At 69.0% G+C, this 23,183-nt stretch carries 25 protein-coding genes and 1 tRNA gene; 13 read left to right on the top strand and 13 right to left on the bottom strand.

Annotation, left to right across the window (positions count from 1 at the left end):
* The first annotated feature begins 209 nt into the window (after nt 1–209).
* The gene (locus tag AC3WJI_RS05415) at nt 210–2,498 is read left to right on the top strand and encodes a CDC48 family AAA ATPase (RefSeq protein ID WP_492756228.1); all 2,289 of its coding nucleotides are present in this window, start codon (nt 210–212) and stop codon (nt 2,496–2,498) included.
* On the opposite strand, the gene AC3WJI_RS05410 is transcribed toward AC3WJI_RS05415, so the two are convergent.
* Complete coding sequence (locus tag AC3WJI_RS05410) at nt 2,449–3,756, bottom strand: MFS transporter (protein WP_492756227.1); 1,308 nt, start codon at nt 3,754–3,756, stop codon at nt 2,449–2,451. The two genes, AC3WJI_RS05415 and AC3WJI_RS05410, sit on opposite strands and share 50 nt — an antisense overlap.
* Nucleotides 3,753–4,073 (bottom strand): antibiotic biosynthesis monooxygenase family protein, encoded by a 321-nt coding sequence (locus tag AC3WJI_RS05405; RefSeq protein ID WP_492756226.1) that lies wholly within the window; start codon nt 4,071–4,073, stop codon nt 3,753–3,755. Before AC3WJI_RS05405 ends, AC3WJI_RS05410 begins: the two co-directional genes overlap by 4 nt.
* Before the next feature lie 130 nt (nt 4,074–4,203).
* On the opposite strand from AC3WJI_RS05405, the gene AC3WJI_RS05400 reads away from it, so the two are divergent.
* A complete protein-coding gene (locus AC3WJI_RS05400) occupies nt 4,204–5,421 on the top strand; it encodes a UbiH/UbiF/VisC/COQ6 family ubiquinone biosynthesis hydroxylase (protein ID WP_492756225.1) in 1,218 nt (405 codons plus the stop codon).
* Nucleotides 5,421–6,086 (top strand): hypothetical protein, encoded by a 666-nt coding sequence (locus tag AC3WJI_RS05395; protein WP_492756224.1) that lies wholly within the window; start codon nt 5,421–5,423, stop codon nt 6,084–6,086. The genes AC3WJI_RS05400 and AC3WJI_RS05395 overlap by 1 nt, the downstream gene beginning before the upstream one ends.
* Here AC3WJI_RS05395 and AC3WJI_RS05390 read toward each other — a convergent pair.
* From AC3WJI_RS05390 to AC3WJI_RS05380, 3 genes are read right to left on the bottom strand one after another with little or no spacing between them, the layout of a single operon-like run.
* The gene (locus AC3WJI_RS05390; protein ID WP_492756223.1) at nt 6,083–6,259 is read right to left on the bottom strand and encodes a Trm112 family protein; all 177 of its coding nucleotides are present in this window, start codon (nt 6,257–6,259) and stop codon (nt 6,083–6,085) included. The genes AC3WJI_RS05395 and AC3WJI_RS05390 overlap by 4 nt on opposite strands.
* On the bottom strand, nt 6,256–6,867 hold the full coding sequence (locus tag AC3WJI_RS05385) for an LON peptidase substrate-binding domain-containing protein (RefSeq protein WP_492756222.1): 612 nt from the start codon (nt 6,865–6,867) through the stop codon (nt 6,256–6,258). Before AC3WJI_RS05385 ends, AC3WJI_RS05390 begins: the two co-directional genes overlap by 4 nt.
* On the bottom strand, nt 6,864–7,766 hold the full coding sequence (locus AC3WJI_RS05380) for a tetratricopeptide repeat protein (protein WP_492756221.1): 903 nt from the start codon (nt 7,764–7,766) through the stop codon (nt 6,864–6,866). The genes AC3WJI_RS05385 and AC3WJI_RS05380 overlap by 4 nt, the downstream gene beginning before the upstream one ends.
* A 172-nt stretch (nt 7,767–7,938) precedes the next feature.
* Between AC3WJI_RS05380 and AC3WJI_RS05375 the strand changes: the two genes are divergently transcribed.
* The 3 genes from AC3WJI_RS05375 (at nt 7,939) to AC3WJI_RS05365 (ending at nt 9,506) form a co-directional block, all read left to right on the top strand.
* Nucleotides 7,939–8,013 (top strand) — tRNA-Gly (locus tag AC3WJI_RS05375).
* 219 nt (nt 8,014–8,232) lie between these two features.
* Nucleotides 8,233–8,652: a DUF2147 domain-containing protein gene (locus tag AC3WJI_RS05370; RefSeq protein WP_492756220.1), complete on the top strand. Its 420-nt coding sequence runs from the start codon at nt 8,233–8,235 to the stop codon at nt 8,650–8,652.
* 56 nt (nt 8,653–8,708) lie between these two features.
* Complete coding sequence (locus AC3WJI_RS05365; protein ID WP_492756219.1) at nt 8,709–9,506, top strand: DUF72 domain-containing protein; 798 nt, start codon at nt 8,709–8,711, stop codon at nt 9,504–9,506.
* Here AC3WJI_RS05365 and AC3WJI_RS05360 read toward each other — a convergent pair.
* The 7 genes from AC3WJI_RS05360 to hemC form a co-directional block, all read right to left on the bottom strand.
* Entirely contained in the window at nt 9,498–10,679 is a 1,182-nt protein-coding gene (locus tag AC3WJI_RS05360; protein ID WP_492756218.1) for an FAD-dependent oxidoreductase, read from the bottom strand. The two genes, AC3WJI_RS05365 and AC3WJI_RS05360, sit on opposite strands and share 9 nt — an antisense overlap.
* 4 nt (nt 10,680–10,683) lie before the next feature.
* Nucleotides 10,684–11,796 carry a CaiB/BaiF CoA transferase family protein gene (locus AC3WJI_RS05355; RefSeq protein ID WP_492756217.1) on the bottom strand — a complete coding sequence of 371 codons (1,113 nt, stop codon included), beginning with the start codon at nt 11,794–11,796 and terminating at the stop codon, nt 10,684–10,686.
* The gene (locus AC3WJI_RS05350) at nt 11,793–12,308 is read right to left on the bottom strand and encodes a GNAT family N-acetyltransferase (protein ID WP_492756216.1); all 516 of its coding nucleotides are present in this window, start codon (nt 12,306–12,308) and stop codon (nt 11,793–11,795) included. Before AC3WJI_RS05350 ends, AC3WJI_RS05355 begins: the two co-directional genes overlap by 4 nt.
* Before the next feature lie 133 nt (nt 12,309–12,441).
* Nucleotides 12,442–13,626: an acyl-CoA dehydrogenase gene (locus tag AC3WJI_RS05345; RefSeq protein WP_492756215.1), complete on the bottom strand. Its 1,185-nt coding sequence runs from the start codon at nt 13,624–13,626 to the stop codon at nt 12,442–12,444.
* Nucleotides 13,627–13,636: 10 nt separating this feature from the next.
* Nucleotides 13,637–14,494 (bottom strand): hypothetical protein, encoded by an 858-nt coding sequence (locus AC3WJI_RS05340; protein ID WP_492756214.1) that lies wholly within the window; start codon nt 14,492–14,494, stop codon nt 13,637–13,639.
* Nucleotides 14,495–14,524: 30 nt separating this feature from the next.
* A complete protein-coding gene (locus tag AC3WJI_RS05335; protein ID WP_492756213.1) occupies nt 14,525–15,187 on the bottom strand; it encodes a uroporphyrinogen-III synthase in 663 nt (220 codons plus the stop codon).
* On the bottom strand, nt 15,184–16,098 hold the full coding sequence (hemC, locus tag AC3WJI_RS05330) for a hydroxymethylbilane synthase (protein ID WP_492756212.1): 915 nt from the start codon (nt 16,096–16,098) through the stop codon (nt 15,184–15,186). Before hemC ends, AC3WJI_RS05335 begins: the two co-directional genes overlap by 4 nt.
* Before the next feature lie 37 nt (nt 16,099–16,135).
* Here hemC and tsaD point away from each other — a divergent pair, with 37 nt between their 5' ends.
* The 3 genes from tsaD to AC3WJI_RS05315 are packed head-to-tail and all read left to right on the top strand — an operon-like array spanning nt 16,136 to nt 18,668.
* Nucleotides 16,136–17,161 carry a tRNA (adenosine(37)-N6)-threonylcarbamoyltransferase complex transferase subunit TsaD gene (gene tsaD, locus AC3WJI_RS05325; protein WP_492756211.1) on the top strand — a complete coding sequence of 342 codons (1,026 nt, stop codon included), beginning with the start codon at nt 16,136–16,138 and terminating at the stop codon, nt 17,159–17,161.
* A complete protein-coding gene (locus AC3WJI_RS05320; RefSeq protein WP_492756210.1) occupies nt 17,158–18,135 on the top strand; it encodes an NAD(P)H-dependent glycerol-3-phosphate dehydrogenase in 978 nt (325 codons plus the stop codon). Before tsaD ends, AC3WJI_RS05320 begins: the two co-directional genes overlap by 4 nt.
* Complete coding sequence (locus AC3WJI_RS05315) at nt 18,132–18,668, top strand: DUF1697 domain-containing protein (protein ID WP_492756209.1); 537 nt, start codon at nt 18,132–18,134, stop codon at nt 18,666–18,668. The genes AC3WJI_RS05320 and AC3WJI_RS05315 overlap by 4 nt, the downstream gene beginning before the upstream one ends.
* Here the strand turns inward: AC3WJI_RS05315 and AC3WJI_RS05310 are convergent.
* The gene (locus AC3WJI_RS05310; RefSeq protein ID WP_492756208.1) at nt 18,665–18,817 is read right to left on the bottom strand and encodes a DUF1674 domain-containing protein; all 153 of its coding nucleotides are present in this window, start codon (nt 18,815–18,817) and stop codon (nt 18,665–18,667) included. The two genes, AC3WJI_RS05315 and AC3WJI_RS05310, sit on opposite strands and share 4 nt — an antisense overlap.
* A 13-nt stretch (nt 18,818–18,830) precedes the next feature.
* On the opposite strand from AC3WJI_RS05310, the gene AC3WJI_RS05305 reads away from it, so the two are divergent.
* The 4 genes from AC3WJI_RS05305 (at nt 18,831) to AC3WJI_RS05290 (ending at nt 23,104) form a co-directional block, all read left to right on the top strand.
* The gene (locus AC3WJI_RS05305; protein WP_492756207.1) at nt 18,831–20,120 is read left to right on the top strand and encodes an RsmB/NOP family class I SAM-dependent RNA methyltransferase; all 1,290 of its coding nucleotides are present in this window, start codon (nt 18,831–18,833) and stop codon (nt 20,118–20,120) included.
* A gap of 64 nt (nt 20,121–20,184) precedes the next feature.
* Entirely contained in the window at nt 20,185–20,844 is a 660-nt protein-coding gene (gene rpe, locus AC3WJI_RS05300) for a ribulose-phosphate 3-epimerase (RefSeq protein ID WP_492756206.1), read from the top strand.
* Nucleotides 20,841–22,616: a heparinase II/III family protein gene (locus tag AC3WJI_RS05295; RefSeq protein WP_492756205.1), complete on the top strand. Its 1,776-nt coding sequence runs from the start codon at nt 20,841–20,843 to the stop codon at nt 22,614–22,616. Before rpe ends, AC3WJI_RS05295 begins: the two co-directional genes overlap by 4 nt.
* Complete coding sequence (locus tag AC3WJI_RS05290; RefSeq protein WP_492756204.1) at nt 22,586–23,104, top strand: hypothetical protein; 519 nt, start codon at nt 22,586–22,588, stop codon at nt 23,102–23,104. Before AC3WJI_RS05295 ends, AC3WJI_RS05290 begins: the two co-directional genes overlap by 31 nt.
* The last annotated feature ends 79 nt before the right edge of the window (nt 23,105–23,183 follow it).

The following is a 23,183-nucleotide window of genomic DNA, read 5'->3' as shown; positions in this document are numbered from 1 at the left end:
TAATATCGCAATTTGGTTGCAATATGTGCAACCACCTAAGGAATATTTCGCACTTGCACAAAAGTGCGCTGCGCTGCACATAGAGCGTGCCTTTCAGGCATCCTCTCCTAAAACTTTCCAAGGCGGGCCTCGGCCCGCCATTTTTTTTGCCCCCCTCGTGGCACCCGATCCGCCTTCCTATGTTCCGCCTTCACATCGGAAGGAAACACATGGCGGACGACGAAAGTAGGGGGCGCAAGCTCCAGGTTGCCAATGCTCGGCCCGAAGACAGCGGGCGCGGCCTCGCGCATGTCCCGCGCACGCTGATGGCAGCCTTGGGCATCACCGAAGGCGATGTGATCGAAATCGTCGGCAAGCGCGCCACGCCCGCGCGTGCGGTATTGCCCTATACCGAGGACGAGGGCCTCGAATTGCTTCGCATCGACGGCCTGCAGCGCGCCAATGCCGGCGTCGGCTCGGGCGATTTCGTCGAGGTCCGCAAGGCGGCATCGAAGCCGGCGACGCGCGTCGTGTTCGCGCCCGCACAAGCCAATCTGCGCCTCCAGGGCTCGGCCCAGGCGCTTCAGCGCACCTTTTACGGCCGCCCGCTCGCGCAGGGCGACATCGTCGCCACCGCGGGACATCACCGCGTCGTCGATCCCAATGTCCAGCGCTGGGTCAACGCTCCGGCGTACGCGCTCCAGGAGATCCGCCTCGCCGTCGTCTCGGCGACGCCCAAGGGCATCGTCCATATCGACGAGAATACCGAGGTCGAGCTGCGCCCCGAATATGAGGAAGCGTCGGAAAGCCGGCGCGCCGACGTGACCTATGACGATATCGGCGGCATGGCCGGGACGATCGACCAGCTCCGCGAGATGGTCGAATTGCCGCTGCGCTATCCCGAACTGTTCCAGCGCCTCGGCGTCGATCCGCCCAAGGGGGTGCTGCTCCATGGGCCGCCCGGCACCGGCAAGACGCGGCTCGCGCGTGCGGTGGCGAACGAGAGCGACGCCAATTTCCACTTGATCAACGGCCCCGAGATCATGGGCTCGGCCTATGGCGAGTCCGAGGGCCGGCTGCGCCAGGTGTTCGAGGAAGCCGCCAAGTCCGCGCCGTCGATCGTGTTCATCGACGAGATCGATTCGATCGCGCCCAAGCGCGGGCAAGTGTCGGGCGAGGCCGAGAAGCGCCTCGTCGCGCAATTGCTCACCCTGATGGATGGGCTCGAGGCGCGCGCCAATATCGTCGTCATCGCCGCGACCAATCGCCCCGAGGCGATCGACGAGGCGCTGCGGCGGCCCGGCCGCTTCGATCGCGAGATCGTCGTCGGCGTTCCCGACGAGCGCGGCCGCCGCGAAGTGCTCGGCATCCACACGCGCGGCATGCCGCTCGCCGACGACGTCGACCTGCCCGAGCTTGCGCGGACGACCTACGGCTTTGTCGGCGCCGATCTCGCCGCGCTGACGCGGGAAGCGGCGATCGAATCGGTGCGCCGGATCATGCCGCGGCTCAACCTCGAGGATGGCAGCATCCCAGCCGAAGTGCTCGACACCCTCTCGGTCACCCGCGACGATTTCGTCGAGGCGATCAAGCGCGTCCAGCCTTCGGCGATGCGCGAAGTGATGGTCCAGGCGCCGCAAGTCCGCTGGGACGATGTCGGCGGGTTGGACGACGCGCAGATGCGCCTCAAGGAAGGCGTCGAGCTCCCGCTCAAGGACCCCGACGCGTTCCGCCGGCTTGGCATCCGCCCGGCGAAAGGCTTCCTGCTCTACGGCCCGCCCGGCACCGGCAAGACCCTGCTCGCCAAGGCAGTCGCGCGCGAGGCCGAGGCGAACTTCATCGCCACCAAGTCGAGCGATTTGCTGAGCAAATGGTATGGCGAGAGCGAGCAGCAGATCGCGCGGCTGTTCGCCCGCGCCCGCCAGGTCGCGCCGTGCGTGATCTTCATCGACGAACTCGATTCGCTGGTGCCGGCACGCGGTGGCGGACTGGGCGAACCCCAGGCGACCGAGCGCGTGGTCAACACGATCCTGTCCGAGATGGACGGGCTCGAGGAGCTCCAGTCGGTGGTGGTGATCGGCGCGACCAATCGGCCCAATCTCATCGACCCGGCCTTGCTCCGCCCGGGCCGCTTCGACGAGCTGATCTATGTCGGCGTCCCCGACAAAGCCGGCCGCGAGCGGATCCTGCGCATCCAGACCGAGAAGATGCCGCTCGCCGGCGACGTCGATCTCGGCGATCTGGCCGAGCGGACACCGCGTTATACCGGCGCCGATCTCGAGGACGTCGTTCGCCGCGCCGGCCTCGTTGCATTGCGCGAGTCGCTTGCGACGAGGGAAGTGACCATGGCGCATTTCGAAACGGCGCTGGCCGATTCGCGGGCAACGGTGACGGTCGAGATGGAGCAGGAATATGAGGCGATGTCAGGTCGGCTGAAGCAGCAGGCCTCGTCAATTCAGCCGCTCGGCTTCATCGCGCCCGGGATGCTCCAGGGCCGAGGGCCGAAGGGCGCAGACTGAGCCAGCCATAGGCGAGCAGGTATAGGAGCGCGGCGGCCGCTGTCAGATAGGGCAGCGGCCGCCAGAGTTCATAGAGCCCGACGCCGATCGACGGCCCGAGCACGAACGCTGCGCCGTTGATCGAGGTGACCTTGCCGGCGACCGAGCCCTGCGCATCTGCGCCGACTGCCAGCGACGCCCCCGCGGTGAAGCCTGGGCGCGCCAGGCCCATCCCAAGCGCGGTCAGCGCATAGCCCAAGGCGATTCCGTAGAGCGAAGTCGCGCTGCCGGTGGCGACGCAGCCGGCCGCGCCGATCGCCGCGCCGGCGAGGATCAGCGCGCGCGGCTTGAGGTCGAGCAAGGGGATCAGCCCCCATTGCGCGAGCAGCGAGGACCCCGCGCCCATCATCAATACCAATCCGGTCGGTTGCAGCGCGGCGACCGGCGACAGCGCGAGGCGATCGATGATCAGGAAGCCGATCGCCTGGCCGGTCATCGCCTGGGCATGCCCGACCACCAGCCCGCTCAGGATCCAGGCGCGGACGCGCGGATCGAAATAGCCGACCTTCTCGCTCGACGACTCGGTCGCGGCGGTGACGGTGGCGCCGGTGCCCTGTCCGCCGATCGACGGGTAGCTCGCCGCGGCGCCGTGCGCGACGCCTTCGTCGCGCGGCAGCATCCGGAAGACCGCGACCCAGATCGCCGCGCCGATCGTCGCCGCGACGAAGGCGGGGCCTGCCAGTCCGATCTCCGGCCCGCCGTGCCAGAGGTGTCCCAGCACCAGATAGGGCGCCACCGCGGGGCCGAGGATCGTGCCAAGCCCGAACGCCGAGGCGAGCAATGTCAGCGCGCGCGTGCGCTGCTCGCGCGTGGTCCGCCCGGCGACGATCGCCTGCACGGCGGGCGGCGCTGCCGACCCGAAGGTGCCGTAGATGACGCGGCCGATGATGAACGCGACGAAGGTCGCCGCCGGCCCGAGCACCCCGTTGATACCGAGCGCCAGGCAGATCCCGCACAGCAGCAGCGAAACGGTGAAGCCGGCGACGCCGAGCAGCACCATCGCGCGCCGCCCGTGCCGGTCCGAGCGATTGGCCCAGAACGGCGCGGCGATCACCCAGAGCAAGGCCGAGACCGAGAACACCGCCGCGACCGCGCCGTCGGCAGCACCGAGCGAGCGGCCGAGCGCGGGAAGCACTGATTGCAGCGCAGTGTTGCCCGCCGCGATTGCCAGCATCACGGTGAACAGAAGGATGAAGGTGCGGTCGGCCCCGACCTTCACTCGCGCATCCAGGAATAGCTGCGTGTGATATCGGCGACGTGGAGGCGGTACCATCGGTACCAGCGCCCGCGCCCGGCCTCGCGCGTCGCGGTGTGCTCGGGATGCTGGCGCCACGCGACCGCGCTGGCGTCGTCGGCCCAGTAGCTCAGCGTGATGCCGAACCCGCCGGCGGAGACGCTGTCGACCCCGCAATAGCCAGGTTGCTGCGCAGCGAGGCGATCCATCGCCTCTGCGGCCGCGGCGTAGCCCTCGGGATCGTCGCCGGTCCGCTCGGACACGAACATCACCACCAATTGCCCCGTGCGATCCTCGGCCATGTGCGTCCCCCCCGTTCGACCGCGGGATAGGCAGTTTTCCCATTTGCGTCACCCCGGCAGATCTTCCGACGCGCCGGCGCGCGTCGCTTCGCGCTTCCTCTCCTCTCGGCCTGCCGCTAGTGCCTTGCACATGGACAGCGCAGACGTACTCATCCTCGGCGGCGGACTGGTCGGGAGCGCGCTTGCGACCGCGCTCGACGCGCACGGCCTGACCGCGATCGTCGTCGACCCCGCCGATCCCGCAACGATCCTAGCCCAGGGCTATGACGGCCGCGCCTCGGCGATCGCCAGCGCCCCGATGCGGATGTTCGAGGCCATCGGCGTCGCGTCGAAGCTCGCTGGCAAGGGATGCCCGATCGAAGGCATCCGGGTCAGCGACGGTCTGGCGCCGGGCAAGCTCGATTTCGCGCCCGATGCGGGCGAAGCGGCGCTCGGCCACATGTTCGAGAACCGCATCCTGCGCACCGCCTTGTTCGAGGCGGCGCAGGCCGCCCCGGGCGTGGACCTGCGGATGCAGGCCCGCGCGGTCTCGGTAGAGCGCGGCGAATTCGGGGTCACCGCGACGCTCGATTCGGGCGCGGTGGTCCGCGCGCCCGTGCTGATTGCGGCGGAGGGCCGCAACTCGCCGACGCGTGATGCCGCCGGGCTCAAGACTGCGCGTTGGAGCTACGATCACGCGGCGATGGTCGCGACCTTCGGACACGAACGCAGCCACGAGAACATCGCCTTCGAGATCTTTTATCCCGAGGGACCCTTCGCGATCCTGCCGCTGCTCGACGACGAGCATGGCCATCGCTCGGCGATCGTCTGGACGGTCAATGCGCGCGACGCGGCGGGGATGAACAAGATCTCCGACCGCGCCTATCTCGCCGAAGCCGAGAAGCGGATGGGCGGCTTCCTCGGCACGCTGGGGCCGCTGTCGGGCCGGTTCAGCCACCCGCTCGGCTTTCATCACGCCGCGTGGATCACCTCGAACCGGCTCGCCTTGGTCGGCGACGCGGCGCACGGCATCCATCCGATCGCCGGCCAGGGAGTCAATGTCGGCTTCCGCGACGTCGCGACCTTGGTCGAAGTGCTCGTCGAAGGCAAAAGGCTCGGCATGGATCTGGGCGACCCGCAACTGCTCGCGCGGTACCAGCGCTGGCGCGGTCTCGACACCTTCATGGTCGCCGCCGCGACCGACGGGCTGACCCGGCTGTTCGGCATCCCCGGCGAGGCCGCGGCGCGCGTCCGCCGCTTCGGGCTTTCTGCGGTCGACAAGCTGCCGCCGCTCAAGCACTGGTTCATGGCCGAGGCGCGGGGCGAGAGCGGCGACGTGCCCAAATTGCTGCAGGGGCTGACGGTGTGATGGCGATCGTCGCGGCGATCCTGCTGACCCTGCCGCCAGCGGTCCAGGCCGGCGATCCGCTCGCCAATGCCTGGCTCGTCCAGGTCAAGCCCGGTGCCAAGCTGACCTTCTTCGATCCGGTCGAAGGCGCCGCGCCCAGGCCGAGCCGCGCTTATGTCGTCGCGGGCGACGTGCTGGTCGCCGACGGCACACACGGCGCATATACTTCGGTCACCTTCGTCAGTCCCGCCGGCAAGACTCGCACCGGCTGGCTGCAGAGCGCGGGCCTAGCGCGCGCCGCCGCGGGGAAAGAGTGGCGCGGCATGTGGAAAGCGACCGAGTCGCAGATCGAGATCACGCCGAGCCGCGTCCGTGGCGCGCTGCACGTCGACGGCGCCGCGACCTGGGGCGCGTTCGATGCCAAAAGAGTCGCGATGGGTGCGGTCCATACCGGCGAATTTGAACTCGACGCGCCGAGCGGCGGCGGTGACCGGATCGCCTTTTCGGTTGGCGAGGAAGGCCAGAACGGGAGACTGGCTTCTGCGTTCGACGCCGCGCCCGAGGATGAATACCGCTGCCGCGTACAGCTGCGCCTGCTCGGGCCCTATCTGCTGGCGCACGACAATGGCGCCTGCGGAGGCGCGAACGTGTCGTTCACCGGCACGTACCGGCTGAGCCGCCGCTAGCCGATCCGGCGCGCCGCCTCGACGATCAACACCGGCACGCCGTCACGCACCGGATACGCCAGCCCCGCTTCATCGGAGATAAGCTCCGCCGCATCCGCATCGTACCGCAAGGGCGTGCGCGTCGCCGGGCACACCAGTTTTTCGAGCAGCCACGGATCGATCGGACCGCTCATTGCAGCGTTACCCCGCCCTCTTCGCCGTGCCGGCCGAAGAATTGCATCAGTTGGACGATCAATTCGGCGCGGTTCGACAGTCCATCGGCTTCGAGCAGCGCCTGTTTCGACGCGGTGTCGAACGGCGCGATCTGCGCGATGCCATTGACCAGCGATTCGTCGTCGAGCCGGGTCACCGCTTCCCAATCGACCGCATAGCCGAGCCCATCGGCGAATCGCCGCGACTCCATCTCGAGCGAGGCGCGCTCGGCGATCGCGAGCACTTCCTCGTCGCTGGTCCCCTCCAGCTCGGCCTCGACCTGGCGAAACGGCGTCGTGACGTCGAGTTCGCGCAGCACGGTGAAGCGCGCCAGTCCCTCGAGCACGATGTCGTAGCGTCCGTCGGGCAGCGCCTCGACCTCGGCGATGCGGCCGACACAGCCGACATCGAACAAGGCCGGCGGCTCGCCCGCATCGCGCGGCTGGATCATGCCGATCCGCCGGTCGCGCGCGAGCGCGTCGGAGATCATCGCCCGGTAGCGCGGCTCGAAGATGTGCAGCGGCAAGTGCATCCGCGGGAACAGCAATGCCCCCGCCAGCGGAAACACCGAAAGCCGCGTCGCGGTCATCCGAACAGGATCGCCGAGAGCTTGCGGCGCTGCGCCGACACCCAGGGATCCTCGAGCCCGACCGCTTCGAACAGCTTGAGCAGCCGCGCGCGGGCGGCACCCTCGTTCCATTCGCGGTCCTCGGCGATCATCGCGAGCAAGGTCGCGGCGGCGGCGTCGCGATTGCTCGCCATCTGCCCGCCGGCAAGCTCATAGCGTGCGTCCATGTCGCCGGTGGCGGCCTTGGTTTCGAGCGCCGACAGGTCCTCGACGGGCGTAGCTTCGCGGGCGAGCGCCAGCGCGGCGCGTGCCTGCTCCACGTCCGCGCCCTTGGCTGCATCCCCGGGTAGCGCCGCCAGCACTGCCTCGGCCTCGTCGATTCGGCTCAGCGCCACCAGCGCACGTGCCCGTCCGGCGGCGATCTGCGGATGCTCGGGCGCCATCTCGGCGATCTGCTCGAAAATCGAAAGCGCGCGCTCGTTGTCGCCGTCGTGGAGCACCTGCTCGCCCATCGCGATCAGTGGCTCGAGCTCGGCCTCGGCCTGTGCTTCCTCGCTCTGCACCGGCAGCTGGCGCAGGATCTGGTCGAGCATCGTGCGCAGCTGGGTCTCGGTCCGCGCGCTCGTCAGATCGGCGACCAGCTGCCCCTGGAACATCGCATAGACCGTCGGAATCGAGCGCACCTGGAATTGCGCGGCAATGAACTGGTTCGCATCGACATCGACCTTGGCGAGAACGACGCCCTTAGCGGCATAATCGGCGGTGACCTTTTCGAGCACCGGGGTCAGCGCCTTGCACGGCCCGCACCATTCGGCCCAGAAATCGATCACCACGAGGCTGGTCATCGACGGCTCGACGACGTCGCGGCGGAAGGCCTCGACGGCTTCCTTCTCTTGCGGGGACAATCCAAGCGTGGCCAACGGGATGCTCCTGGGCGTAATGTCGGGTTGCGCCGCTATGTGGGGGTTTGCGTCGCGCGCGCCAAGCCTTTTCCCAAATCGCGAATGGGGGGTTGCACTGCCCGAAACCCGCTGCTAGTGGCCGCGCCTCACCCGCCCCGAAGCGCCAAGTCGCACGGGGCAGAACGCCAGAGCGGGCGTAGCTCAGGGGTAGAGCACGACCTTGCCAAGGTCGGGGTCGAGGGTTCGAATCCCTTCGCCCGCTCCAGCTTCTCGCCGTGATTTAGCGGCGCTAGATCACGATTATGCGAGAAGCTCGGCCGGCGTCGCGAAGCGGCGACCGACGACGCGGCTTTGCCGCGGCGCTTTCATTGCGCACCCGCCAAACGTTTCGCTTCCGTATCCGCGCCTTGTGCGGCACATTTCGGTTTCCCAGGTTCGGTGTCGTTCACCGGAGAGCCATCATCGGTGTTCGAGAGGGTCTTTGATGAAGTCTGTCGTCTCCAAACTGCTCGCGGCCGCATTGGTCGCGCTCCCGGTCGCAACGCCTGCCCTCGCCGACGAGCCCGCATCGCCGATCGCCACCGAATGGCGCAATCCGAGCAACAGCGTCCATGTCCGGATCGACCGGTGCGACGGGCGGCTCTGCGGCACGGTGACCTGGGCGAGCCCCAAGGCCCAGGCCGATGCGCGCAAGGGCGGCACCGACAATCTGATCGGCACGCGGCTGTTCCGCGACCTCGAGCCCGCCGGCACCGGCAAATGGCGCGGCAAGGTGTTCGTGCCCGATATCCGCAAGACCTTTTCGGGGACGATCAGCTTCGCCGATTCGCAGACGATGGTCGGCAAGGGCTGCGTATTGTTCGGAGTGATCTGCAAATCGCAGACGTGGAAGCGGCTTCCCTGAGTTCGAGCGCCGCTTCCGGGACTGACCAAGCGCGCTTTCTCGGCTAAACCCGCCGCATGGCAAGCGCACCCATTCGAATCGGCATTGGCGGCTGGACCTTCGAGCCCTGGCGCGGGACCTTCTATCCCGAAGGGCTCACCCAGAAGAAGGAGCTCGAATATGCCGCGCGCCAGCTGAGCGCGATCGAGATCAACGGCACCTATTATTCGACCTTCAAGCCCGCGACCTTCGAAGGTTGGGCGAAGACGGTGCCCGACGGCTTCGTGTTCACGGTCAAGGGCTCGCGCTTCTGCACCAATCGGAAAGTGCTGGCCGAGGCAGGCGAATCGGTCCAGCGCTTCGTGTCGCAGGGACTGATCGAGCTCGGCGACAGGCTCGGTCCGATCTTCTGGCAGTTCATGGCGACCAAGAAGTTCGACGCCCAGGATTTCCGCGCATTCCTCGCCTTGCTGCCGCGCGAAGAGGCGGGCGTGAAGCTGCGCCACGCGGTCCAGGTGCGGCACGACAGCTTCCACGTGCCCGAGTTCGTCGCGATGTGCCGCGATGCCGGCGTCGCCCTGGTCTATGCCGATTCGCCGCAATATCCGGCGATCGCCGACATCACCGGCGACTTGGTCTATGCCCGGCTGGAAGCGGGCGAGGACGACAATCCGCTTTGCTATCCCGAAGCCGATTTCCCGCGCTGGACCGAGGCAGTGAAGACCTGGGCGAGCGGCGGCCGGCCCGAGGGCCTGCCCTATGTCACGGCGGAGGCGCCGCCGGCGACGCCACGCGAAACCTTCGTTTTCTTCATCCACGGCGGCAAGGTCCGCGCGCCGGCGGCAGCGCAGGAACTGATCCGCCGGCTAGCCTAGGCCGAGCGGGCGCAGCGGACCGCCGACCAGCCCGCTGACCATCGCCGCCTGCATCCGCATAAGGGGCCGCAGCTTCGAGATCGGCCCGACCAGCCGGTCGCGAACCAGCGGCAACAGCCGGCCGTCGGACTGGTAGACCGGAGTCAGCAGCACGCTCATCGCCTGGTAGAGCCGGACATGGCGCCGTCGCAGCGTCACCGCCCGCGCCAGCGCCTCGGGGAGCGCGTCACTATCGCGCAGCGCCATTGCCAGCGCCCAGGCGTCGAGCAACGCCATGTTCGCGCCTTGACCCAATTGCGGGCTGGTCGAATGCCATGAATCGCCGATGTGGATCAGGCCGGGCTCGGCCGGCGCGACGAGGGTACGGTGCGTGTAGCGGGCGAAGGTCAGCTGGTCGGGATCCATGATCGCGTCGAGCAGCGGCCGGGTGGCGGGCCATAGCCTGGCGACTTCCGCCTTCCACGCATCGAGCCCCGCAGCGCGCCACGCGTCGAGCCGGTCGGCACGCAGCGACCAGAAGAAGGCCGCCTCGCGAACCGCGCTCCCCGGCCGCGTGCCGATAGGCAGCACGCCCGCCATTACGCTGGCGCGGCGATAGCGCTGCTGCAGCGCCGCCTCGTCGAAGCCTGCCTGCCAGGGCAGACTCGCCCAGAGCGCGCCATAGGCCAGCGCGCGGCCGGGGCGCGGTACCAGCGAGCTCCGCGACCCGAGTGCGTCCACGATCAGATCGACGCAAATCGATTCGCCATGGGTAAAGTCTAGCCGGCGTCCCCCGCCCTCCTGCGATGAGCCCGTGACTTCGCAGCCGGTGCGAATCGGTATTCCAGCGGCGGTGACGGCGTCTTGGAGGATCGCGAACAGGCTGGCGCGGTGAATGCCGATCCCGAACCGCGCGCCGTCCAGTGCCGCATAATGGACGTCGAGCACCGTCCGGCCGTCGGCCTCGCCGGTCAGCCGCGCGATCCGCGCGCCCTGCGCCAGCATCCGCTCGGCGAGCCCGAGCTGCGCCAGCACCGCGAAGCCCGTCGGCTGGAGCATCAGCCCCGAGCCGATCGGCCGCGGTGCGTCGAATCGCTCGAACAGGGTGACGCGGTGGCCGTCGCGGTCGAGCAGCAGCGCCGCGGCGAGCCCCGCCGGGCCGCAGCCGGCGACCGCGATGTCGAGCGGCGTCACGGTGTCAGCGCGGCCGTTTGGGGCTTGGCCGGCCCGAGACCATCCGCTCGCCATCGATCACGATCGGGCTAGCGAGGCCCGGCAGCCCGTCGCGCTCGATCTGCATCCCGCGCGCGATGACCTGCGGGTCGGCAAACACTTCGTCCACCGTGTTGATCGGCCCCGCTGGCACCCCCGCCGCTTCGAGCGCCTCGTAGAGATCGGCCTTGGCCCAGCCGCGAATCGCCGTCTCGATGAGGGGGAGCAGCGCATCGCGGTGCGTCACCCGCGCCGGATTGGTTGCGAAGCGCGCGTCGTCGGTGAGGTCGAGCCCGAGCACTCCGCACAATTTGCGGAACTGCGAATCATTGCCCACCGCGACGATCAGCGCGCCGTCCTTGGTCTCGAACGCCTGATAGGGGACCAGATTGGCGTGGCCGTTGCCCATCCGCTGCGGCACCTTGGCGGGATTGGCCATCCAGTTGAGCGCCTGGTTGGCGAGCACGCCGACCTGCGTGTCGAGCAAAGCCATATCGATATGCGCGCCCTCGCCGCTGGCGTCACGGCGTCGCAGCGCGGCGAGGATCGCCACTGCCGAATAGACTCCGGTGAAGATGTCGGCATAAGCGACGCCGGCCTTTTGCGGCGCGCCGTCGGGCTCGCCGGTCAGCGACATGATCCCGCCCATGCCTTGGATGATGAAGTCGTAGCCGGCGCGGTGCGCATAGGGCCCGTCCTGCCCGAAACCAGTGATCGAGCAGACCACCAGCCGCGGATTCGCGGCGCGCAGGCTCGCTGGATCGAGCCCGTATTTGACCAGCCCGCCGACCTTGTAATTCTCGATCACCACATCGGCGTCCGCGAGCAGCGCGCGGACCTCGGCCTGGCCCTCGGGCGTGGCGATGTCGATCGCGCGGCTCGCCTTGCCGCGGTTGGTCGCGTGGAAATAAGCGGCGTCGCGATTCTCGCCGTCGGGCGCGTGGAGGAAAGGCGGACCCCAATGGCGGGTGTCGTCGCCCTCGCCCGGGCGCTCGACCTTGATCACTTCGGCGCCTAGATCGGCGAGCAACTGCCCGCACCAGGGCCCGGCGAGGATCCGCGCCAACTCGACGACCCGCAGCCCTTCGAGCGGCCTCACGGCCTGCGGATCTCGTAGATCACGTGCGGCTTCATCTCGCCGGCCATCAGCCGTAATTCGGTTCCGGGCCGCAGCACCCCGCCGATCTTCTCCATCGCCTTGCGCGAGCGGATATTGCCCTCTCCGACGGTGAACACCGCGGTGCCGACGAAGCGGTGGATGTGATCGAGCATCAGCCGCTTGATCTCGCGATTATAGCTGCCGCCCCAATAGTCGCGCTTGAGATAGGTCCAGCCGATCTCGATCTCGTCCGCCTCGGGCTTCCAATTGTCGTAGCGCGACGATCCAATCACTTCGCCGCTGGCCTTGTCCAGGATGGTCAGCGCGCCGCCGCTGGCGATCCCGGCGTCGAAATAAGCGCGGAACACCGGCTCCTGCCAGCGGTCATGCGCCGGATGCACCTCCCAGATCAGCGGATCGGCGGCGACCGCGTAGAGCGCGTCCCAATCGTCGGGTGTGCTCGGCCGGAGCGTCACCCGCTCGCCGGTGAGAGTCGGTTGCCAATCTGGCATCAAATCATTCAACGCCGCTTACTCCTCCCGTTCGCGCTGAGCTTGTCGAAGCGCCGCTCTCCTTTGCTCCGGTGTCGCCTGCGGAGGCCGCCCTTCGACAGGCTCAGGGCGAACGGACAAGTGTGCGCCCAACCTAGAACGCTGCGATTCCGGTGATCGCGCGGCCCAGGATCAGCCCGTGCACGTCGTGCGTGCCCTCATAGGTGTTGACCGTCTCGAGGTTGATCGCGTGGCGCATCACGTGGAATTCGGCCGAGATCCCGTTGCCGCCGTGCATGTCGCGCGCGACTCGCGCGATAGCGAGTGCCTTGCCGCAATTGTTGCGCTTGATGATGCTGATCGCCTCGGGGCTGAGCGTGCCTTCGTCGAACATCCGCCCGGCGCGCAACGCCGCCTGCAGCCCGAGCGCGATCTCGGTCTCCATATTGGCGAGCTTCAACTGCACCAACTGATTGGCGGCAAGCGGCTTGCCGAACTGCGCGCGGTCGAGCGTATATTGCCGCGCCGCATGCATGCATGCCTCGGCGGCGCCCATCGTGCCCCAGGCGATGCCGTAGCGCGCGCGGTTGAGGCAGCCGAACGGGCCCTTCAGCCCCTGCACCTCTGGGAGCAGCGCCTCCTCGCCTACCTCGACTCCGTCCATCACGATCTCGCCGGTGACCGAAGCGCGCAGGCTCAATTTGCCCTCGATCTTGGGCGTCGACAGCCCCCTCATCCCGCGCTCGAGCACGAAGCCCTTGATCCCGCCGCCATGCGCGTCGCTCTTCGCCCAGACGACCATCACGTCGGCGATCGGCGAATTGGTGATCCACATCTTCGTGCCGGTCAGGCGATAGCCGCCGTCGACCTGTTCGGCGCGGGTGCGCATGCCGCCGGGATCCGATCCGGCATCGGGCTCGGTCAGCCCGAAACAGCCCACCCATTCGCCGGTCGCCAGCTTGGGCAGATACTTCCGCTTCTGCGCCTCGGTGCCATAGGCATAGATCGGGTGCATCACGAGGCTCGACTGCACGCTCATCGCCGAGCGATAGCCCGAATCGACGCGCTCGACCTCGCGGGCGACCAGCCCATAAGCGACATAGCCGAGCCCGGCCCCGCCATAGCTCTCCGGGATCGTCGGGCCGAGCAGCCCGAGCGCGCCCATCTCGGCCATGATCTCGCGGTCGAAGCGCTCGTCGAGGAAGGCACTGGTCACCCGCGGCAGCAATTCGCCCTGCGCGTAATCGCGCGCGGCGCCTTGCACCATCCGCTCTTCGTCGGTCAGCTGCGCGTCGAGCGCGAACGGATCCTGCCAGTCGAACCGGCCCATCTCTGCCATGTCTCTTCCTTCAGGTCGCTGCCGGCGGGGGGGATCCCGCGACCGGCGGCACGGGGGACGGCGTCTCGAGCGCATCCCGTTCGATCTCGAGCAGCCCCTGGCGTGCCGCGATGTACCGCCGTGCCGCGACGGTCCAGCTCTCGGCGCTGGCGACGCCGGGCATGTGGACGACCTCGGCAAGCGCGGTCTCGACATCGCCGTGATCGAGCGCGAGGCGTGCGCGGCGCAGCCGGTCGGCGGTGCGCGGGCTCGGCGACGCGGCCTGGCGCAGCACGACGAGATCGCCGAGCAGCCGCCGCACGCTCATCCACATGCTGTCGTCGGCGCCGCTGGTCAGCCGCGGCGCAATGGTCTCGAGCGCCAGGCGAAGGTCGCCGAGCGTCACCGGCTCGGCCGAAGCGCGCACGATCATCCCCACCGCCTCGCCGCGCGTCTCGGCGAAGCGCTGGCGCAACTGGCCTTCGAGCGGCCCGAGCGGCTGCCCGCGCTCGATCGCGCGGCGCACCGCCGCGGCGAGCAGCAACCGTTCCGCACGGCTCGCATAGGAAGCGGCGTTGCGCGCGCTGCCGCTGACATCGCGTAGCCGCAATTCGAGCTGGTCGAGCTTACCGGCAAGCTCTTGCTCGCGCGCGCCCAGCGTCGCCACATCGGTGCCGGGCGGCAGCGGCGCGGCGGGATTCGCCTGGGGCTGCGGCGCCTCGACCGGCGCCGGTGCGGGGCCGGGATGCGGCGAATCGATTCCGCCGGCAAGTTGGAAGGCGGCCGCGGTCACGGCGATGCCGCCAGCAAAGGCAAGGCCGCCAATGAGATAGGGGGACCGCGTCCCGGCGCCGCGGGACGGCTCCGGCGCGAGGGGCTCGTCGCTCATGCCCCCTTATTCGCTGCCCCGCTCCCGCGGTCAATCGGCGAGCGCGATTGCCGCTTCGATCATTGCCTCGCTCGTCCGCTCGCCGGGCACGACGACCTGCTCCCAGCCGGTCCCGGCCGCTGCCGCCACGGCCTCGCTCATCGCCACCAGTGCGATGCCGGCACGGAGCTCCGCATCGACGAGCTCGCGCAGCCACGCGCCGCTGCGCGCCGATTGCACCAGCGCGATGCTATCGGCGAGTCGCGCGATATCGTCTGGGACCCGGCGCTCGCTGGCATAGACCGTGATCAACTTGGCGACGATCCCGCCGGCCGCGATCGTCCGCTCGCGCCCGGCAAGGTGCAGGGCGCGCCGAACGCCGTCCGCCGTCGCGCGGGCAACGAGCGATTCGGCGCCTTGTTCGCCGACGAATCGAACGTGAAATCCATGCCGCTCCGCTGCCTCAGCGCTTGCCTTTCCTACAGCATAGACCGGCAGCCGGCGCAGCGCCGCGAGCCCGGCGCCGGCGTGGCGCAGCGCATTGGCGCTGGTGACGAGGAGGGCATCGAACCCCTCTGCATCGGGCGCCCGCCATGCCACCGGCGCGACTTCGAATAGTGGCATGCGGATAGCGCGGCGCCCGCGCGCCTCGATCGCCGCGGCAGTGACGCGGTTGCCGGGCTCCGGCCGCAGCACCGCGATCGCGCGGCTCATCCCCCGAACAGTCGGCGAATCGCGTCGGGTGCGCCGATCAGCAGGTCGCGCGCCACCGCGATCGGCAGCGCCGGGTCGGTCGGCGCGCCGGCCTCCTGCGCGTGAACGTGCGCGCTGCCGTCTTCGGAGAGCAGTTCAGCGCTGAGCGTCATGATCGCCCCTTCGATCGTCGCGAGTGCCGCCACCGGCGAATGGCAATCGGCCTTGAGCGCGGCGAGCAAGGCGCGCTCGGCGCGCACGCAGGCATGCGTTTCGGGGTGATCGATCTTGGCGAGCACAGCGCGGCTGTGGCCATCGTCGGCGCGGCACTCGACTCCCACAGCGCCCTGCGCCGGCGCGGGCAGCATCACGTTGATCGGGATGGCAGTACCGATGTCGTGCCGTCCCAGCCGATCGAGCCCGGCGGCGGCGAGCAGGGTCGCATCGGCCTCGCCCGCGGCGAGCTTGGCCAGCCGCGTGTCGACATTGCCGCGGAACAGGACGATCTCGAGATCCGGCCGCAGCCTGCGCATCTGCGCCGCGCGCCGCGGCGAGCTGGTGCCGACCACCGCGCCCCGCCGCAGCGCGTCGATCGACTCGGCCCCGACCAGCCGATCGCAGACATCGGCGCGCGGCAGCATCGCGGCAATGGCGATCCCGGCCGGGCGAACCGTCTCGACATCCTTCATCGAATGCACCGCGGCGTGGATCTCGCCACCCAGCAGCGCCCGGTCGAGCTCCTTGGTCCACAAGGCCTTGCCGCCAATTTCGGCGAGCGCGCGGTCCTGCACCTGGTCGCCGGTGGTGCGGATCGGGACGATCTCGATTTGGTCGGGCGAAATCGCATGCGCGGCGGCAAGCGCGTCGCGCACCAGACCGGCTTGCGTGAGAGCGAGCGGCGAGCCGCGCGTGCCGAGGCGGAAGATGGGCATGGCTTGTGCTAATGCCCCTGAGGACTAATTGGATGCAATGGCGCTGATCCTTGGCCTCGAATCGAGCTGCGACGAAACCGCCGCGGCGCTGGTGACTTCCGATCGCCGGATCCTCGCGCACCAGCTCGCCGGGCAGGAGGCGGCGCACCGGCCCTATGGCGGCGTCGTTCCCGAAATCGCCGCGCGTGCGCATGTCGAAGTGATGGCGCCCTTGGTCGAGGCCGCGCTCGCCGAGGCCGGGGTGACGTTGGCCGAGGTCGACGGGGTCGCCGCCACCGCCGGCCCCGGGCTGATCGGCGGCGTGATGGTCGGGCTCGTCACCGGCAAGGCGCTGGCGCTGGCGAGCGGCAAGCCGCTGGTCGCGGTCAATCATCTCGAAGGCCACGGCCTGTCGCCGCGGCTGTCCGATCCCGACCTCGCCTTCCCCTATCTGCTGCTGCTCGTCTCGGGTGGGCATTGCCAGTTGCTGCTCGTCGAAGGCGTCGGCGCCTATCGTCGGCTCGCCACGACGATTGACGATGCCGCGGGCGAGGCGTTCGACAAGACGGCCAAGCTGCTTGGACTGGGCTTTCCGGGCGGCCCGGCGGTCGAGCGCGCCGCGGTCGGCGGCGATCCGCACGCGGTGCCGCTGCCACGTCCGCTGCTCGGTTCGGGCGAGCCGCATTTCTCCTTCGCCGGATTGAAGAGCGATGTGGCGCGCAAGGCGGGAAAGTTTCCCGTCGCCGATCTCGCGGCATCGTTCCAGCAGGCAGTGGTCGATTGCCTGGTGGACCGCACCCGGATTGCGCTTCGCAACGTCCGGCCGACCGCGTTGGTCGTCGCCGGCGGTGTCGCGGCGAACAAGACGGTGCGCGGCGCGCTCGAAACGCTTGCCGCCGAGCATGGGCTGCGCTTCGTCGCCCCGCCGCTGTGGCTGTGCACCGACAATGCGGCGATGATCGCCTGGGCGGGCGCCGAGCGCTTCGCCGCCGGGCTCACCGATCCGCTCGATTTCCCGGCGCGCCCACGCTGGCCGCTCGATCCCGGAGCGGAAAAGGTTCGCGGCGCAGGAGTGAAGGCATGAGAATTGGTGTCATCGGCGGCGGCGCCTGGGGCACCGCGCTCGCGCAAGTGGCGGCGCGCGGCGGGCAGCCGGTAACCTTGTGGGCACGCGAGCCCGAAGTGGTCGAAAGCGTCAACGCCGCGCGGGAGAACCGCCACTTCCTCGCTGGGGTGCCGCTGTCCGATACGATCCGGGCCACCGGCGACCTTGCCGATCTCGCCAACCACGACGCATTGCTCGTCGTGGCGCCCGCGCAGCATGTCCGCGCGGTGCTTGCGGCAGCGCCGATCGGCGCCACCCCGCTCGTGCTCTGCGCGAAGGGCATCGAGGCGGGCACCCGGCTACTCGTTGGCGAAGTCGCGCACCAGGCCGCGCCCGATGCGCCGATCGCCGTACTGTCGGGCCCGACCTTTGCGCACGAGGTCGCCGCCGGAAAGCCGACCGCGGTCACCCTTGCCTGCGAGGACGAGGCGCTGCGGGCGCGTCTCGCCGCGCGCCTCGCCGGACCCGCCTTCCGCACCTATGGCTCCGCCGACGTGATCGGCGCCGAGATCGGCGGCGCGGTCAAGAACGTCCTTGCGATTGCCTGCGGCGTGGTTGAAGGCGCCGGACTCGGGCTCAACGCCCGCGCCGCCCTGATCGCGCGCGGCTTCGCCGAGATGACTCGCTTCGGGCTCGCGCGCGGCGGCCAGGCCGAGACGCTCACCGGGCTCTCGGGGCTCGGCGACCTCGTGCTCACCTGCAGCTCGACCAATTCGCGCAACTTCTCGCTCGGCGTCGGGCTCGGTCAGGGCAGGAGTGCCGTTGAACTGATGGCAGACCGCAAGACCGTCGCCGAGGGCGCGTTCACCGCGCCGGTGCTCCGCGAGGCCGCGGCGGAGGGAGGCGTCGAGATGCCAGTGTGCGAAGCGGTATGTGCCCTGCTTTCGGGGGCGCCGGTCGCGGACGTCGTCGGCGCCTTGCTCAGTCGCCCGCTGCGCGAGGAAGCGCGATGAAGTGGGCGGCGATGCTGCGCGGGATCAATCTCGGCAAGCGGCAGCTCAAATCGGCCGAACTGAAGGCGGTGGTCGAAGGAATGGGTTTTACCGAGGTCAAGACGATCCTCGCCTCGGGCAATGTCGTGTTCCAGGCCGGCGACGCAACGCCCGAGTCGCTCGAGCGCGATCTCCACGTGGCACTCGAAAAGGCCACGGGGCTCAAGTCCGAAGTCTTCGTCCGCAACCGCGACGAGCTCGCCCGGCTGGTCGAAGCCAATCCGTTCCCAGACGAGGCGCGCGAGCGGCCGAGTTTCCTGGTCGTCAGCTTCCACCGCGAGTCGGTGGACAAGGATGCGATCGATCGGCTCGCCAAATCCTATGACGGACCCGAGCGCATGGTCGTGGTCGGCCGTGAGCTGTTCACCGATTTTCCCGACGGCCAGGGCCGCTCGAACCTGATCCCGGCAATGGCCAAGGCCAAGCTGTCGCAGGCCAATACCGGGCGCAACTGGAATACCGTGCAGAAGCTGCTGGCGGCGCTCGACGGCTAGAAGTCGACGGCGATGCCCTTGCGCTCCCAATCCCCATAGCGCGTCGGATCGAGCGGGTCCGCCGCGGGGGCGGCCGGCGCGGGCTTGGGCACCGGCGGGCTCTTCGACAGGTGCTGCGGGGGCTTCACATGGCTCGGGCGCTGGCCCATGGCACTGGCTCCAATGAGTAGAGCCCCCCATCGTCCCCGCCGTCCGAGCGGTCAAGAGCCCGACGCCCCCGGCGTCCCCGCGCGGCGCGCCGCGCTCAAATTGCTCGACGCAGTGCTCCGCCGAGGCCTTGCGCTCGAACAGGCGCTCGATTCGGCGGCGCAGGGGCTCGCGCCGAACGATCGCGGCCTCGCCCACGCCATCGCCGCCGAAGCGCTACGCCGGCTCCCCGATCTCGACGCGTTGATCGATTCGGCGACGCAGCGCGACTTGCCCGACGACGCCAAGGCACGGTTCGCGCTACGAATCGCGCTCGTTCAAGCGCTTAGCCTAGGAACGCCTGGGCATGCCGCAATCTCGACCGTGCTGCCTCTGGTCGATGGCGGGCCCCGCAAGCTCGTCCATGGCGTGTTCGGCACGCTGCTGCGCCAGGGCGCGACGCTGCCCGAACCGCCGACGCTCCCCGATCCGGTGGCGCTTCGCTGGCACGCCGCCTGGGGCGACCAGATGATCGAGGATGCCGAGCGCGCAATCGCGGTGCCGCCGCCGCTCGATCTGACCCTGCGCGGCTTCGCTCAGGCGCCCGATGTGCCTGGCCGCAGCCTGCTGCCGGGACATCTCCGCCTGGACGAAAAGGCGTCCGTCACGGGGATCGAAGGCTATGCCGAGGGCGATTGGTGGGTGCAGGACCTTGCCGCGTCGATCCCTGCCCGGCTGATCGGCAAGGGCGAAGGCACCGCGCTCGATCTGTGCGCCGCGCCCGGCGGCAAGACGCTCCAGCTGGCCGCCGCGGGCTGGAACGTGACCGCGGTCGACGTGTCCGAAAGTCGTCTTGCGCGACTTCACGAGAATCTCGAGCGCACCGGCCTCGCGGCGCATGTCGTCACTGCCGACCTGCTGACCTGGCAGCCGCCCGGGCCGGCCGACGCGGTGCTGCTCGATGCGCCGTGCAGCGCCACCGGCATCTTCCGCCGCCACCCCGACGTGCTCCACCGCGTCCGCCCGTCGCTGATCGCCGAGATGGCCGCGCTCCAGGCGCGCCTGCTCGCCCGCGCGGCGCAGTGGGTGAAGCCCGGCGGCACCTTGGTTTTCTCGACCTGCTCGCTCGAGCCGCAGGAAGGCGAGGACCAGCTCGAACGCTTCCTCGCGGCACATCCGGATTTCGCGATCCTGCCCATCGCTGCCGACGAACTGCCCAGAGGCGTCGTGGCGCGGGACGACGGTACGTTGCGCCTGCTCCCCGGCATGCTCGCGGAGGCGGGCGGCCTCGACGGCTTCTTCATCGCGCGGCTGGTCCGCGCCTGACCGAATAGCTGCGCATCCATGAAGTCCGGTTGCGCGCGAGTCGCGCCATGCTAAGGATTCGCGCATGAATCCCGTCCGCATCGCGCCCTCGATCCTTTCCGCCGACTTCGCCCGGTTGGGCGAGGAGATCCGCGCGATCGATGCGGCGGGGGCCGACTGGATCCATGTCGACGTGATGGACGGGCATTTCGTGCCCAACATCACGATCGGCCCCGCGGTGATCAAGGCGCTGCGCCCGCACACCGCCAAGCTGTTCGACGTCCATTTGATGATCGCGCCGGTCGATCCGCTGCTCCAGGCCTTTGCCGATGCCGGCGCCGACACGATCTCGGTCCATCCCGAGGCCGGCCCGCACCTCCATCGCACGCTCCAGACGATCAAGGCGCTCGGCAAGCGCGCCGGGGTGGTGCTGAACCCGGCGACGCCGGTGGACGTTGTCGACCATGTCATGGACATGATCGACTTGATCCTGGTGATGAGCGTCAATCCCGGCTTCGGCGGTCAGAAGTTCCTGCATAGCCAATTGCCCAAGATCACCGAGCTGCGCCGCCGGATCACCGCATCGGGCCGCGCGATCGACCTCGAAGTCGATGGCGGAGTCGACCGCGAGACCGCGCCGCTCGCGATTGCCGCGGGCGCCGACGCACTGGTCGCGGGCACCGCCACTTTCACCGGCGGCCCCGGGCAGTATGCCGCCAACATCGCCGCATTGAGAGGCGGGTGAAGGGGCCGCCGCCCGAGTCCGGCGCCGACGGAGTCGAGGAAGGCAAACGGCTGATCCGCACCGGCGGCGATCGCGGCCTCAGCCTCGCCGAGCGGATATCCGAGCGCTTCCAGCGGCTGACCTGGGGCACGCCGCTCCACGCGATGCGGCTGCGGGGCCGGCATCCGCTCAAGCTGATCTCGATTCCCGACGATCCCTTTTTCGGCGACGCCCAGCGCGGCAACGCGCTGCTCGATGGCATGGTGCGCTTCCGCGGCGAGGACCGCGCGATCGAGGCGCTCGATTTCGCCAAGCCCGATTGGTCGCCAGCGTTCGGCGACTATCTCCAGAGCTTCGCCTGGCTGCGCGACCTTTCCAGCGTCACGACGCGCGCGCACGGCGTCCCGATCGCCGAGGCCATCATGCGCCGCTGGCTCGCGGTGCATGGCGAGAAGGTGTCCGAGCCGGCGTGGCGCGCCGATTGCTGGGGCCGGCGCATTCTGTTCTGGACCGCGCACGCCCCGCTGATCCTGTCGTCGACCGATCTCGTCTACCGTTCGAGCGTGCTCCACGCGATCGCGCGCGGCGCTCGCCATCTCGATCGCGCCGCCAATCGCGTCCAGCCCGGCGCGGGGCTGATCGCCGCCTGGTCGGGGGTACTGGTCGCCGGACTGTCGTTGCCGGGCGGCGATCCGCGCCGGGCGTATGGCGAGAGCGGGCTCAAACGGGCGCTCGACCAGTCCGTGTTCGACGATGGCGGCAGCGTCACGCGCTCGCCGACCGCGCAGATCGAATCGATCCAGTCGCTCACAATCCTCGGCGAAGCCTATGCCGCGCGCCGGCTCGACGCGCCCGAATTCATCGAGGCGACGCGCAATCGCATGGTCACCGCATTGCTCGGCCTGTGCCACGGCGACAAGGCGCTTTCGAGCTGGCAGGGCTCGGGGCCGGTCGCCGCCGACGTCATCGAACAATTGGTCGAAGCCACCGGCGTGCGCACCCGCCCGCTCAAGCAGGCGCGCGAATGGGGCTATCAGCGGCTGTCGCAGGGACAGAGCGTGCTGATCATGGACGTCGCCCCGCCGCCGCTCGCGCGGCTGGTCGAGGGCGGATGCGCCTCGACCCTGGCGTTCGAGCTTTCCGATGGGCTCGATCGTCTCGTCGTCAATTGCGGCGGCGCCCGCGCGGCGCATGCCAAGACGCCGCCGGCCTTGGCCGAAGGTCTGCGGACCACCGCCGCGCATTCGACGCTGGTGCTCAGCAACAGCAATTCGACAGCGATCCACGCCGACGGGACGCTGGGCCGCGGCGTCGTCGAAGTCGAACTGGTGCGCCACGAGACCGACACCGCCAGCCGGATCGAGGCGAGCCATGACGGCTATGTCCGGCGGTTCGGTTATCTGCATCGCCGCGTCCTGGCGATGTCGCCCGACGGACGCGACGTGCGCGGCGAGGACATGCTGCTCCCGGCCGACCGGCGAAAGCACAAGGCCCCGACGGTGTTCGCGGCGCGCTTCCACCTTCACCCGCAGGTCCAGGTCACTCCGACGGCCGACGGGCTAGCGGCGATCCTGCGTACTGCCTCGGGACATCTCTGGCAGTTTCGCTGCAAGGGCGGCAGCCTCGCGATCGAGGACAGCGTCTGGGTCGATTCGCGCGGGCGCCCGCTCGCCAGCCAGCAGCTCGTCGTCACCGGTGCCAGCCCGGCCGGGGGCGCCAATGTCAGCTGGATTTTCCACAAAGCTCACGAAAGAACCACGCGATGGCCGCCTCCAGCGCCGCCGGTGCGCTAAACGCCGCACGCTATGCGGCGCTCTTGAACAGTAGCTATCACGCAGATCGAGAAGGCAGTCTCGATTCACGGCATCGGTGGATCATGTTTTTTGTCGTGTTGCTTGGCGCGTCTTCCATCGTAACTGCGGCAGGAGCCCGCGGCACGATCTTCGTAGGGATTGCCACCACTCTCTTAGGTGCAATCGATTTGACATTTAGCTTTTCGATTCGTGCCCGGAAGCATGCCTATCTAAGGAAAGAATATTTTCGGATCGCTGCCGACTTGGCTATGAGCAAATGTTCGCCGGCGGAGGCCGAGGCGAAGATGATGGAATTGGCCGGAGAAGAGGACCCGCCCTATATGGCGGTTCAGGCCCTTGCGGCAAATTGGGCGATGAAAGTGGTATACGGCGACGCCCGTAGCCTGCCTTGCAAAGTCACGCGATTCGAGCGGATATTCAGACATTGGCTTCATATGAACGGGCGCGATTTTCTGGCCGGTCCGTAAGTCGCACTGCCCCAGCGGGCATCGTCCGTGCGTTGGGCGATTGAGCGGGTGATATTATAGTTGCGCGGTGCGTCACCGC

Source organism: Sphingomonas sp. FW306-1B-B10E, assembly GCF_058782005.1.
The sequence above is the reverse complement of the archived record's forward strand: the minus strand, read 5'-3'. Positions and strand labels throughout refer to the sequence as shown.